Origin of the sequence: Veillonella sp. 3913, from assembly GCF_003992235.1 — a bacterium.
GTDB lineage: Bacteria > Bacillota > Negativicutes > Veillonellales > Veillonellaceae > F0422.
Window position 1 is genome coordinate 76,573 of record NZ_RQVF01000006.1, and the last position, 13,982, is coordinate 90,554.

The 13,982-nt window shown below is 40.4% G+C and carries 12 protein-coding genes; 1 reads left to right on the forward strand and 11 read right to left on the reverse strand.

Annotated elements, in window-relative coordinates; genetic code table 11:
• From EO113_RS07215 to putP, 4 genes are all read right to left on the reverse strand, one after another.
• Window positions 1–486, reverse strand: a complete 486-nt coding sequence (locus tag EO113_RS07215; protein WP_127135933.1) for a dihydrofolate reductase — start codon at window positions 484–486, stop codon at window positions 1–3.
• Between the two features lie 10 nt (window positions 487–496).
• The gene (locus EO113_RS07220) at window positions 497–1,288 is read right to left on the reverse strand and encodes a thymidylate synthase (protein ID WP_127135934.1); all 792 of its coding nucleotides are present in this window, start codon (window positions 1,286–1,288) and stop codon (window positions 497–499) included.
• 147 nt (window positions 1,289–1,435) lie between these two features.
• A complete protein-coding gene (gene recQ, locus EO113_RS07225) occupies window positions 1,436–3,259 on the reverse strand; it encodes a DNA helicase RecQ (RefSeq protein WP_127135935.1) in 1,824 nt (607 codons plus the stop codon).
• Window positions 3,260–3,450: 191 nt separating this feature from the next.
• Window positions 3,451–4,881 carry a sodium/proline symporter PutP gene (putP, locus tag EO113_RS07230; protein WP_240633683.1) on the reverse strand — a complete coding sequence of 477 codons (1,431 nt, stop codon included), beginning with the start codon at window positions 4,879–4,881 and terminating at the stop codon, window positions 3,451–3,453.
• A gap of 467 nt (window positions 4,882–5,348) precedes the next feature.
• On the opposite strand from putP, the gene EO113_RS07235 reads away from it, so the two are divergent.
• Window positions 5,349–5,639 (forward strand): type II toxin-antitoxin system RelB/DinJ family antitoxin, encoded by a 291-nt coding sequence (locus tag EO113_RS07235; protein ID WP_127135937.1) that lies wholly within the window; start codon window positions 5,349–5,351, stop codon window positions 5,637–5,639.
• 102 nt (window positions 5,640–5,741) lie between these two features.
• Here EO113_RS07235 and eno read toward each other — a convergent pair whose 3' ends face one another.
• From eno to EO113_RS07270, 7 genes are all read right to left on the reverse strand, one after another.
• Window positions 5,742–7,028: a phosphopyruvate hydratase gene (eno, locus tag EO113_RS07240; protein ID WP_127135938.1), complete on the reverse strand. Its 1,287-nt coding sequence runs from the start codon at window positions 7,026–7,028 to the stop codon at window positions 5,742–5,744.
• A gap of 16 nt (window positions 7,029–7,044) precedes the next feature.
• Window positions 7,045–8,571, reverse strand: coding sequence for a 2,3-bisphosphoglycerate-independent phosphoglycerate mutase (gene gpmI / locus EO113_RS07245; protein WP_127135939.1), 1,527 nt, complete (start codon window positions 8,569–8,571; stop codon window positions 7,045–7,047).
• Window positions 8,572–8,590: 19 nt separating this feature from the next.
• Complete coding sequence (tpiA, locus tag EO113_RS07250) at window positions 8,591–9,343, reverse strand: triose-phosphate isomerase (protein ID WP_231723409.1); 753 nt, start codon at window positions 9,341–9,343, stop codon at window positions 8,591–8,593.
• Window positions 9,344–9,349: 6 nt separating this feature from the next.
• On the reverse strand, window positions 9,350–10,528 hold the full coding sequence (gene pgk, locus EO113_RS07255) for a phosphoglycerate kinase (RefSeq protein WP_127135940.1): 1,179 nt from the start codon (window positions 10,526–10,528) through the stop codon (window positions 9,350–9,352).
• Between the two features lie 64 nt (window positions 10,529–10,592).
• The gene (gap, locus tag EO113_RS07260; protein ID WP_127135941.1) at window positions 10,593–11,600 is read right to left on the reverse strand and encodes a type I glyceraldehyde-3-phosphate dehydrogenase; all 1,008 of its coding nucleotides are present in this window, start codon (window positions 11,598–11,600) and stop codon (window positions 10,593–10,595) included.
• Window positions 11,601–11,639: 39 nt separating this feature from the next.
• Window positions 11,640–12,362 (reverse strand): hypothetical protein, encoded by a 723-nt coding sequence (locus EO113_RS07265; protein ID WP_127135942.1) that lies wholly within the window; start codon window positions 12,360–12,362, stop codon window positions 11,640–11,642.
• Window positions 12,362–13,774 carry an AAA family ATPase gene (locus EO113_RS07270; protein WP_127135943.1) on the reverse strand — a complete coding sequence of 471 codons (1,413 nt, stop codon included), beginning with the start codon at window positions 13,772–13,774 and terminating at the stop codon, window positions 12,362–12,364. The genes EO113_RS07265 and EO113_RS07270 overlap by 1 nt, the downstream gene beginning before the upstream one ends.
• Between the last annotated feature and the right edge of the window lie 208 nt (window positions 13,775–13,982).

Consider the following 13,982-nt stretch of genomic DNA (forward strand, 5'->3'; position numbering starts at 1 on the left):
CTATTTCCGCCTTTCATAGGTTACAAAATCATAGGACAAATACTCTTGCCCAGCGCCGGGTATACGCTCTATCTCCATCCATTCTGGCTTGGTATGCTCAGTAAATGTCACATCCCCTGTGAAAGCTCTCTGTAACTCGGTCACATACAAACGATCTGCATAAGGCGCCATGCTTGCATACACCTGGGCGCCGCCAATGCAATACGCTATCTCTAGGTCTTGTGCTGCTTGTACCGCTTCCTCTGGACTATGGAATACTTTCACTCCTTCATAAGGTGGTATGTAATCCAATTGCGACGTAATCACCCAATGTTCACGATTAGGTAACAAAAACGGTAAAGACTCCAATGTCTTTCGCCCCATTATGATGACATGCCCAGTAGTGCGCTGTTTAAAATATGCTAAATCTTCTGGAATGCGCCAAATCAGTTGATTATCCTTACCTATAACGCCATTCTCAGCTACTGCTACAATCATTGCTAACATAGATAACTCCTTATACAGCTACTGTCATAGATAGTTTCCCTAAATGCTCATAGCCTTCTAGAGTTATATCTTCTGGCGTAAAATCATAGAAATTTTTGATCTCTCGGTTTAATCGTAACACCGGAGCCTCTAAAGCTTCATGTTTACGTTCTAATTGAGTACGTAAAGCTTCTACATGGTTCTCATAAATATGAGCATTATTGATAACATGCGTGAATTGTCCTGCCTGCAATCCAGATACTTGAGCAATCATATGAACCAATGCTGCATATTGAGCCGTATTAAAAGGTACTCCTAATCCCATATCCCCACTGCGTTGGATGAGCATACAATTTAAACGACCATCTGTGACATCCCATAATGTTTCATAGGCACATGGTTGCAACGCCATATCTGGCAAGTCCTCAATATTCCACAAGGTCACAATCATACGACGACTTTGAGGGTCCTTTTGTAGCATATCCAATAAATTATCTAATTGTTTATATTTGGCAATTTGGTATCCATAGGCCTTACCAATCGTACCATCTTCACGCATCCATTCATCCCAAACTTTTACATTCATGGCCTGTAATTGGCGTACATCATTAGATTGCAATTGCCAAATCCAAAGCAATTCTTTAATGGCCGTTTTGAAAGCCACAAATTTCGTAGTTAAAATAGGAAATTCTTCTGCTAAATTGAATTGCATCACTTGATGCGGTAATTTATAGGTCGCAATGCCTGTACGATTGTTGGCATAATACCCATGATCTAATATATTTTCTATAATCTGTAAATATTGCGTATCTGCTAAACTCATCTATGCCTCCTTGTATACGAAACTACGCTAAATTGTATCAGCATATATTTTGTATATCTGTATATATATCTGTATTTGTATCAATATCTGTGTCTAAATGTATTTGTATATCTACATTTAGATAAATATCAAGTTGTCCCTCTATCGCTATATGTTGCCCTTAAACCCGGCAATGACCTTCAAAAATTCATTGCCATATTTGCGCAGCTTCATATCTCCTACGCCTTTCACATTCGCCATATCTCCTAAGGTCAATGGTTCTTTTGCTACCATATCCAATAAAGTAGCGTCTGAAAAAATCATGAACGGTTTTACCCCTTCTGTTTTTGAAAGTTCCAAACGATGCACACGCAGAGCCTCAAATAAGGAGTTATTCTTAGTGGCTTTTGCTAGCCCTGAAGCATTTGATTTAGAACGGCCCTGCATAGGACGATGTTCCCCTACATCTATAGGCACATCTTTCACAGTGACTCGTCCCGCTAATACTTCATGACCTTGTTCCGTAACGGATAAAATAGGATATTGCCCTCCCGAAGACGTCACATACCCCATCGCCATTAAGCGCTTAATAAAGCCTTTTACATCTTTATCTGCCCAACGATTTAATTTGCCAAATACGGATAATCGGTGTAAGCGAAACCTCTCAATACGCTCCGTCCGATTCCCACATAGGATATCCGCAATCATGGTCACTCCATATCGTTCTTCTGTATTCCAAATCGTCTGCAATACTGCGCTCGCCTCGGCTGTTACATCCACCGCCACTCGTGGTTCATCACAAGTACTGCAATGATGACATTGATCCCAAGGCACTTGTTCACCAAAATAAGACAACATGAATTTACGTAGACACATAGGTGTATGACAATAATCGATCATGGCTTGTAGCATATTCCGCTCAATCCGTTGTCGTTCTGGTGGCAAGTCACTTTGACTTAGAATATATTGATGCACTGCCACATCTTGCCCATTATATAGCAAAATACAATCTGCCGGTGCTCCATCTCGTCCAGCACGGCCTGCCTCTTGGTAATAACTTTCCATATTTCGTGGCATTTGGTAATGGATTACATAGCGCACATTACTTTTATCGATGCCCATTCCAAATGCATTGGTAGCTACCATAACTTGTACTTCATCAAAGGCGTAACGATTCTGTTGGTACTTACGCTCTTCATCAGATAAACCACCATGGTAGTAACCTACTTTCACACCGTACCGTAAAAGCTCACGATATACCTTTTCCACATTCGCCCTAGTGGCACAATAGACAATCCCCACATCATTTGGGTTGTGTAGCACATAATCTCGTACATATTCCATACGCTTACTTTCGTGGATCACAGAAAACGCCAAGTTAGGACGATCAAATCCCGTAATATGCACACGGGCATTCTCCAATCCTAAGAGTTGTTTTATATCACGTTCTACTTCTTCCGTAGCACTGGCTGTGAAAGCCCCTACCACAGGTCTATGGGGCAAGCTCTTAATAAAAGGTCCTATGGCCGTGAAAGAAGGCCTAAAATCATGCCCCCATTGTGAAACACAATGGGCTTCATCAATGATGACTTGGCTAATCGGTAGTCCTCTTAGAAACTCACAAAACCCTTCAGATGCTAATTTTTCTGGCGCCAAGTATAATAATTTAATGCGCCCTTCCCGTAAATAGTACAAAATTTTATTCTGCTCTTCTCGACTGAGGGTGCTATTCATATACGCCGCTGGCATACCTTGCTCTTTCAAGGTATCCACCTGATCTTGCATCAAGGAAATCAACGGAGAAAATACAATGGTAATACCCGCCTTTAGCATAGCAGGAACCTGAAAGCAAATCGATTTACCTGCCCCAGTAGGCATAATCCCTAGCACATCTTGGTTCTCTAACAAAGCTGTAACAGGTACCTCTTGAGCAGGGCGAAAACTGGAATATCCATAAAAATGTTGCAATGCTCGTAGGGCTCTAGCATCCATATGTCTTTCCTCCTTTCTAACTGTACATTTATCGAATCGTATCTATATATTATACCATTTTTATAGGCCAGTATAAACCGTTTGCACTAGAACTACACTATCCTTTCCATAATCTACACATCTTCTACAAAAAAATGTTGGCACTACCCCAAAGGAGTAGCCCCAACATTTCGTTTACTATGTGTATGTAATTATAAAATATGCATTTGTTCTGATGCATCGAACTCCGCTTGGATTTCTTTGCTTGGCTCATGATCCAACAAACTTACTACAAAGATAGCAATGGCAGATAAGATGAAACCTGGTACGATTTCATACAAGCCGAACCAACCGAATTGTTTCCACACAAGAACGGTAATGCCCCCTACTAAGATACCAGCGATACAACCTTTCAGAGTCATACGTTTCCAAGTCAACGAGATTAAGATAGCTGGACCAAAGGCAGCGCCAAATCCTGCCCATGCATAGGCCACCATCGTCAAGATATAGCTTTGTGGATTCACCGCCATCACGATGGCAATAGCAGATACGATCAATACCGTAGCACGGCTAACCATAACTAGTTCACGGTCTCCTGCATCACGGGCAAACACATTGCGGTACAAATCTTGAGATACAGAAGATGCAGTCACCAATAATTGTGCAGAGGCTGTACTCATGATTGCTGCCAATACAGCGGACCAAATTAAGCCTGCCACAAATGGATTAAATAAATGCTCGCTCATCACAAGGAATACTGTTTCTGCATCAGCATCTACTAGAGGTGTTGTTAAATATACTTTACCAACAAGACCTACTGCCACTGCCGCCAACAAGGAAATAACCACCCAAATCATGGCAATATTCGTAGCTTTTTTTAATTCTTTCGCATCGGAAATCGCCATGAAACGCACTAAGATGTGAGGTTGACCAAAGTAACCAAGCCCCCATCCTAGGCTAGAAATGATACCTACCACCAAGGTGAAAGTATCTTGTTCCGATCCCCAAATAGACAAGCCTGCTGGGAACTCCGTAGCAATTAATTGAGATGTTTCTACAGGACCACCTAAATACATGGCTGCCGTCACCGGCACCAATAAGATGGCGAAAAACATCATCATACCTTGGATACAGTCTGTCCAACTTACGGCTAGAAAACCACCTAGGAACGTGTAGAAAATAACTACCCCTGCTGTAATAAAGAGGGATGTCATATAATCTAGTCCAAAGATAGTATTAAATAATTTACCACCTGCCACAAATCCGGAGGACGTGTAAATTAAAAAGAAAATAACGATGAAGATAGCAGACACCACCGGCACAATTCTTGATGTATCATGAAAACGGTTTTTCAAATAATCCGGTATAGTCAAACTATTATTCGCTACCTCTGTATAATTGCGCAATCGTTTCGATACGAACACCCAGTTCAGCCACGTTCCCAAAGCTAAACCAATGGCAATCCATAAGGCCGATATCCCTGTTGAGTAGGCAAATCCAGGTAAACCCATCAACATCCATCCACTCATATCTGATGCTTCCGCACTCATGGACGTGATCCAGGGGCCTAGCTGGCGACCTCCTAAAATATAGTCGTCTAAGCTATTAGACTTGCGGTAATAATATACCCCGATGTACATCATGAGGCCTAAATACAATGCAAATGCCCCAATCACTTCAAAATTGTTGTACACCCTACTCCTCCTTTCCTAATCCTTTCACCTTTACTTAAAATTCTATAGAATGCATTCAGCATCAATCTTTTCTATTATATCATAGATTATATATATCGTCTTTCATGGATTTTATACAAAAAAATAAACACCTTGTATAAAACAAGGTGAGTGCTATCATTGATCTATGTAAGTAGACAATGAAAATACCTAACGCATGAGGACTACCACTCCTCAACACGTTAGGTGTCATCAAGCTTTATTAACTCCTAGATGAGCCTAACGCCGAACGCACGTTGATGGCTCACCTTTTCTTATTTATATTATATCACAAACTACTACCTAGTCAATTTATATTCCATATATTATTTTATGTTGCATAATGCAATACAACAGTTTATAATTTACTTAACATAGTAACCAGAAAGGAGACCCTCATGAAATCTGCTAGCGTTAATGTCCGAATTAATGAAAATATAAAACAACATGCTGAATCTATTTTAGAAGACCTTGGACTAAGTCGCGCTGTCGCTATTGATTTATTTTATCGACAAATTATCCTACATAAAGGACTACCTTTTGATCTAAAGTTAAATACACCACCTCTTAGTACATCTGACTTTAGCCCTTCAGAATTAGAAGATATTTTATCTCGTGGAGTCGAAGAAACAAACAACGGTCATGGACGTTCTGCTAAAGAATTTTTCGCTACTTTATTGGGAGAATAATTATAGCTTGTTTCTACAGGAACTTCCCGCAGTATACGGAAAATACATATAGGTTTTATACAAAAAGGACCCCGCAAGGTCCTTTTTTATTTTCACATATTCTTATCGTTTGATGTTATAGAACACATCGCTACCACGGTATTGAGCCGTTTCTGCCAACATATCTTCAATACGAAGTAATTGATTGTATTTCGCTACGCGTTCGGAACGAGCTGGGGCACCAGTTTTGATTTGTCCAGCGTTTACTGCTACAGCGATATCAGCAATTGTGGAATCTTCTGTTTCACCAGAACGGTGAGAGATAACAGCTGTATAGCCTGCACGTTTTGCCATTTCAATAGCATCGAATGTTTCTGTCAACGTACCGATTTGGTTCACTTTGATCAAGATTGCATTCGCTGTATCTTCTTTGATACCACGGGACAAGCGTTCTGTGTTCGTTACGAATAAATCGTCACCCACTAATTGAACAGTTTTGCCAAGGCGCTCCGTCAATAATTTCCAGCCTTCCCAATCTTCTTCTGCCAAGCCATCTTCAATGGAGTAAATTGGATATTTTTCACAAAGTTCTGCGTAGTATTCTACCATTTCAGCAGCAGTTTTCACTTTGCCTTCACCAGCTAAGTGGTACTTGCCATCTTTGTAGAACTCAGAAGATGCTGCATCAATAGCAAATACAATATCTTTACCCACTACAAGACCTGCTTTTTCAATAGCTTCTGTAATCACTTGTAATGCTTCTTCATTGGAACCTAAGTTCGGAGCAAAGCCCCCTTCATCACCTACACCTGTGGCCAAGCCTTTTGCTTTCAATACACCTTTCAATGTATGGTATATTTCTGCACAATAACGCAATGCTTCCATAAAGCTAGATGCACCAATTGGCATAATCATGAACTCTTGGATATCCACGTTATTATCTGCATGAGCCCCACCATTTAAAATATTCATCATTGGCACTGGCAATTCTTTTGCATTCGTGCCACCAAGGTATTGGAACAATGGTAAATCATAGGACTCAGCCGCTGCACGAGCTACTGCCATGGAAACACCTAAGATCGCATTAGCACCTAATTTTGCTTTATTTGGCGTACCATCTAACTCGATCATCACTCCATCGATAGCCACTTGCTCAGATGCATCAAACCCTAAAATAGCAGGTCCAATGATGTCATTTACGTTTGCCACCGCTTGTAATACACCTTTACCTAAGTAACGAGGAGACTCGCTATCGCGCAATTCCACCGCTTCAAATTGACCAGTAGACGCTCCAGATGGAACCGCTGCACGACCAATCGTACCGTCTTCTAAATATACTTCTACTTCTACTGTTGGATTGCCACGGGAATCCATAATCTCTCTTGCGTATACATCAGTAATTACTGCCATTGTTACTTCTCCTTATTTATTGTACTAACAAACTTTCACCACTCATAGCTTCAGGCTGCTCAATACCGCCTAAAGCCAACATAGTTGGTGCTAAATCACATAGACGACCCGGTCGCAAGGTGACACCCTCTGGGGCTCCCACTAAAATGAGTGGCACCGGATTCGTCGTATGCGCCGTGTGCGGAATTTCTGTGGTATGGTCCACCATGACCTCAGAATTTCCATGGTCCGCTGTAATTAATAATTGACCATTCCTATCTTGAATGGCTTTCACAATCTCTGAAAGCCCCGCATCTACAGCTAAAATAGCTCGTTTTGCTGCTTCAAAATCACCCGTATGGCCTACCATATCTGGGTTCGCATAGTTCAAAATAATCATATCATACTCGCCACTGCGAATGGCGGATACAACCTTTTCTGTTACCTCTGGAGCACTCATCTCTGGTTGCAAATCATAGGTAGCCACCTTCGGAGAAGGCACTAAAATTCTATCTTCCCCAGGGAATACATCTTCCTTACCACCATTGAAGAAATACGTCACATGAGCATATTTCTCTGTTTCTGCAATGCGCAGTTGACGATAACCACCCTTGGATAACACTTCTCCTAAGGTATCTGTTAGCAGTTCTTTATCATACACCACAGGCACTGGTAAGTCCGCTTCGTACCGAGTCATACTCGCCACATAGGAACCTTGCAATACATGTTTTCGTTCAAATCCACTGAAATCAGGATCTACCACAGCACGCACTAATTGACGAGCCCGATCAGGACGGAAGTTAAAGAATAAGATCGCATCTCCATCCTGCATACCTGTATACCCTTCCACCACCGATGGAATGACAAATTCATCTGTCGTTTCATCAGCATAACTGTGTTCTACCGCTTCATGGGCACAACCTACTTCTGTGCCACTACCACATACTATGGCATTATACGCCAGTTGTACTCGTTCCCATCGTTGATCACGGTCCATACCGTAATAACGACCACCTATTGTCGCAATCGATCCTAGACCCAACTCGTTGCAGTAATGAGCAATATCATCAATATAGGCCAACGCACTTTGTGGAGGTACATCACGACCATCCAAGAAGGCGTGGATATACACTTTTCCTACACCAGCCTCTTTAGCGCCACGAAGTAATGCCTTCAAATGATCAATATGCGAGTGGACACCGCCATCCGACAACAAACCCACTAGATGCAAGGCTTGTTTAGCCCCTTCTTCATAGGCTTTCACCAAGGTAGGACGAGTAAACAAGGTTCCTTCCTCTGCCTCTTTCGTAATGCGCGTCAATTCTTGGTACACAATACGTCCAGCACCAATATTCAAATGACCCACTTCAGAGTTTCCCATCTGTCCATCTGGCAAACCTACAGCCATACCAGATGCATCCAATAAAGTGTGAGGGCACTTATCCCATAATTCTAAAAATGTTCGGGGGTTCGCTTGTACCACCGCATTGGTTGGGTCTTGACCATCCCCAATACCGAATCCATCAAGGATTGTTAGCATCACTGGTCCTTTTAATTTTGCCATACACTACCTCAAAACTATGTCAACAGGCATTAATAATTCCCGTAAAAGTCTCTGCTTCCAAGGAAGCACCGCCCACCAAAGCACCATCCACGTGGGCTTGGGCTAAAATATCTTTCGCATTCTCCGGTTTTACACTGCCACCGTATAGAATGCGCACTTGTTCTGCAATGTCCGGCGTATACATAGCGGCGATTTTCTCACGAATACTTTGGCATACTTCTCCAGCTTGTTCCGCTGTGGCTGTGCGACCTGTGCCAATGGCCCAAATCGGTTCGTAGGCAATCACCACTTCTGTCATTTCTTCTGCAGGCACTCCATGCAATCCCATTTCTAATTGGGAATGAATGAACGCCACTGTTTCTCCACTTTCACGTTGATTTAAACTTTCACCTACGCACAGGATAGGGCTCATGCCATGTTGTAAAACAATGCGTACACGCTTATTCACACAACGATCTGCTTCTTTAAAGATAGAACGTCGTTCAGAGTGCCCCACAATTACGTAGGACACGCCTAAGTCCGTCAACATCGAAGGAGATACTTCCCCTGTATAGGCACCAGATTCTTCGTGGAACACATTTTGCGCCCCTACACGAACCTTGGTGTCTTCCGCTAAATCAGCTACAGTGCTAATGGCTGTAAACGGAGGGCATACCACCACTTCACAACTAGCATCCGCCACTAATGTTTTCAATTGTTCTACGAATACTGTGGCTTCCGTATTCGTCATATGCATTTTCCAGTTCCCAGCAATGATCGGTTGTCGCATGATAACCTCCTATGCCTCTTGTAAGGCTGCAATACCTGGTAATACTTTGCCTTCTAAGTACTCTAAGGAGGCGCCGCCACCAGTGGAAATATGAGAAATTTTATGACTTAATCCACTTTTTTCAATAGCCGCTACAGAATCGCCACCGCCTACAATTGTAGTTGCATTCGCCTCTGCCACCGCTTTCGCTACCGCATTGGTACCACCTGCGAACACTTCCATTTCAAATACGCCCATAGGACCATTCCAAACGATCATTTTCATCGGTGCCAAAGCCTCTGCGAATAGCTCACGGCTCTTTGGCCCAATGTCTAAGGCCATCCAGCCCTCTTCGATAGCCGTCGCATCTACTACTTTGTGATTCGCCGTTTCACTGAAAGCATCGGCTACAACGAAGTCTACTGGTAATAATAGGTTAGTGTTAGTTTCTTTTGCACGAGCGATTAATTCACGAGCTAGATCAAATTTGTCAGCTTCCACTAAGGAAGTACCCACATTATGACCTTGGGCCGCTACGAAAGTATTCGCCATGCCACCGCCGATGATCAACACTTCTACTTTTGGTAATAAGTTAGAAATGACTTCAATTTTGTCGCTTACTTTGGCGCCACCGATGATAGCTGCAAATGGATGTTCAGGATGCTCTACAGCACCACCCACATAGCGAATTTCTTTTTCTAACAAGAAACCAGCTCCCATTGGTAAGTATTTCGTAATTCCTTCCACAGAGGCATGGGCACGATGAGATACGCCGAAGGCATCATTCACGCCTACTTCTGCTAAATCCGCTAAGGCTTTGGCAAAAGTAGGATCATTTTTTTCTTCTTCTTTGTAGAAACGAAGATTTTCTAATACCACCACATCACCGGACTTCATTTCACTTACGGCTTGTGCAGGGATGTCACCAATGCAATCTTCTACAAAACGAACTGGTTGTTCTAATAATTCACTCAATCGTTTGGCACAAGGAGCTAAGGTAAACTCTGGTTTACGCTCTCCTTTAGGGCGACCTAAATGAGAGGCAATCACTACCTTGGCACCTTGGTCAATCAAATGACGCAAGGTAGGTAATGTGGCACGGATACGAGTGTCATCAGTGATAACACCGTCTTTCAAAGGTACATTAAAATCAACTCGTACAAATACAGTTTTATTTGCTACATTCATATTTGCTAGTGAAAGTTTCATACTATCTCCTATGTATATACAATAAACATGCCAAAAAGGGACTACCCTCGTAGTCCCCGGCAGATTATAAGCCTCGTTTGCTCATGTACACAGCTAGGTCAACAATACGAGAGGAATAGCCCCACTCATTGTCATACCAAGCTACTACTTTTGCCATATTGCCTTCCATCACCATTGTCAAGTCTGCATCTACGATAGAGCTACGAGCATCACCATTGAAGTCTTTGGATACTAATGGCAAATCAGATACGCCAAGAATACCTTTTAACTCACCTTCAGCTGCTTTACGGAATGCCGCATTAATGCTTTCTTTAGTTGCTTCTTTTTCAAGTTCTACTACTAAGTCTGTTACAGACACATTTGGAGTAGGTACACGAAGAGCAAAGCCATTTAATTTACCTTTTAATTCAGGTAATACTAATGCCACTGCTTTTGCTGCACCTGTTGTAGTAGGAATAATGGACATCGCGGCTGCACGAGCACGGCGTAAGTCTTTATGTGGTGCATCCAATACACGTTGGTCATTTGTGTAAGAGTGCACTGTTGTCATCATACCACGTTTGATACCAAATTCTTGATGCAATACTTTTGCAAATGGAGCTAAACAGTTTGTAGTACAACTTGCGTTAGATACTACATGATGCGTAGCTGGATCATATTCACTTTCATTGACACCCATAACGATTGTTTTATCTTCATCTTTACCTGGTGCAGAAATGATTACTTTTTTAACAGTGCCTCCTAAATGAGCTGCTGCTTTTTCACGAGAACGGAACACACCTGTACATTCGATAACCACTTCTACCCCTTCGGAGGACCAGTCTAATTTTGCTGGATCACGGTCACAGAATACACGTGTTTTTTTGCCATCTACTACTAAATATTCGCCTTCTACAGACACGTCACAGCTTAAGTTGCCATGAATTGAGTCATGTTTAAACAGTAAAGCGGAACCTTCAATATCACCAGTATCATTAATGGCTACCACTTCCACCTCTGGATTGTTAAGAGCCGCGCGCATGACGCATTTACCAATACGACCAAAGCCATTAATACCAATCTTCACTGCCATAATCAATTCCTCCTAAAATTTCTTGTATTATATAAGTTGTTATAACTCTATTTTACAAGAATAGAGGGGTTGGTGCAAGTTATTAAAACATAATCCTATATTTGTATATCGTTGCAAAGACCGTAAATCTTTTGTAATAAACTCCCACGATCCCAAATAGTTTGAACAAACAGAAAATTCAGACTCTCTCATATACCTTAAAAAGCCCGGTAAATCTTCTTCGTATCTTGCTGCAAACTCATAAGCTAATCTCTCTTTATCCTCTGCTGCTACTTGTCGGAGATTATGTAATACATGCTCAAGATTACATGACATATAATATACATGATAGATAACCCCACCGCATATACCGCTTGTATTTTTATATAAGGTCTCTATATTCTGTTTTTTCTGAATATTTCTACTAACAACAGTATTCACATCTTTATAGCGTATTCCGTCATCCTCATAAATGAATGTATCTGTTGTTCCATCTAATTTTATAGCTGTATCAGGAATAAATGCTCCATCTAAATCAACTACATGAATCACCCTCATCAAATCCGATTTTTTTAATTTTAACCGGTGTAATTCATCGTTAATTTTACAGCCAACTTTTGCTTTAATAGTATCTGGATATACACCGTTTTGTGACGTGATATCTGTGTGTAATATTTTTGTAACAACTCTATCACTAGAAAAAAAGTCTTTAAAATATTTCCCTAGTGCCGTTGCATCTGAAGGTCCCTCTAATAATATCATAACTACTTTTTTCTTAGCCATTATTGCCTCCCAGCACTCCCCAATGCGTAAGCAATTTCCTCATTATCTGTTGCGTGATACACCTCTTCTTTTTGTTCCCCTAAAATAATATCTCTATAGTAGAAACTTCGCAAATTATTCGTACTCTTTACATTAGTTAATCGAATATATCGATTCTCAGGGTTCGTCGTAGTAACAACTATGCAACTTTTATGTAAAGTTTCTAATGGTCGTAAATTATGAGATGTAAATATCAACTGTCCCTTTCCACGATCAGATAATATTTTTAACAACTCTCCTAATAAATACTCAAAAATCCCTGCATCCAGTTCATCAATAGCTACAACAATATTTCTATTATTATAAACTGCAATTAATAAGCTTAAAATAGAGATAATTTTACGAATCCCTTCAGACTCATTTCGTAAAGGAATCATCTTATTGGGTTTATAGGACACTAAGAAAATACGTTTTCCTATTTCACCATCATCTGTTGCTTCAGTTGATAAAACCTCTAAACCTATTTTTAGATCTGGAATTATTTTTGTTAAAACAATATTCATTTTTTCTATGACAAATTCAATATGTTCAACAAGAACTGCAGGCAAAAGCAAAGAGTCATGTAATGGTAATGTAATCGTTCCTACCGCATTAGTTTTACTATCCTTATAATGCATCTCCAATGGCAAGATATTCAAGCCATGTAATGCACTATGAGAAGTCTTTACAACAAATAAACTGTTTTGAGCAAATTGTATTACCATCTCATATGGCTTCAAAAGATCTTCATACTCAGACGTTCTAGACTCATTATTACTTCTCAAGGTTAATTTATCCTTAAAAAACTTTGAAAATAGAAATGACCTGGCCTCCATTACAGAAATATGTTTTTGAACTAACAACTCTAGATGAATATCTTCATAATTTGAGAATAAAACAGATAGTCGTTGTTTAGGCATAATAACTTCATTAGCAGAGCTTGCAGTATTCATAATAACAGTTTTTCTCACTGCTTCTTGACCAGTTTTTTTATACTGTATCGATTCCGATTCGACAGTCATAATAAGTCTTTCTGTATCCTCATTAGTATTAGGATCAGTAGTCGTAACTATCCCTCGTTTTAAGGCTACATCATAGAAAATAGTTGTTATTTCATCCCCATTAGAACAAACAATTTCAAACGAAAGTGCCCCTTTTTCTTCATCAACAGAAATCCAGTTATTATACTCTTCTGGAATCTTTTGCCCCAATAATAAACATTTTAAAATATGTATGGCTTCAATAAATACAGTTTTACCGGATCCATTTTGACCATATATGCCCATAATATTGGCTCCCGTAACATGCTTACTGCTCGATAAATCTACATGCCCATAAGTGACATTCTTTATGTTTTGAATGGTTATAGATGATATGTACATAGCTGCTTGCATAACATCCCCTCCTTATCTTATACTATATCAAATCTATCAATAACATACAACAACTTTGTAAAAAACGATATATTTTATTTCAAAAATTATTTTTTCTACAAAATCTACTAATTACAACTATACACTATAATCTTTCCTTTATTTCATATTAATACTTCACCATCACTATATCTAGTTGCATAATTTAAATATATCAATTTGCTGTATG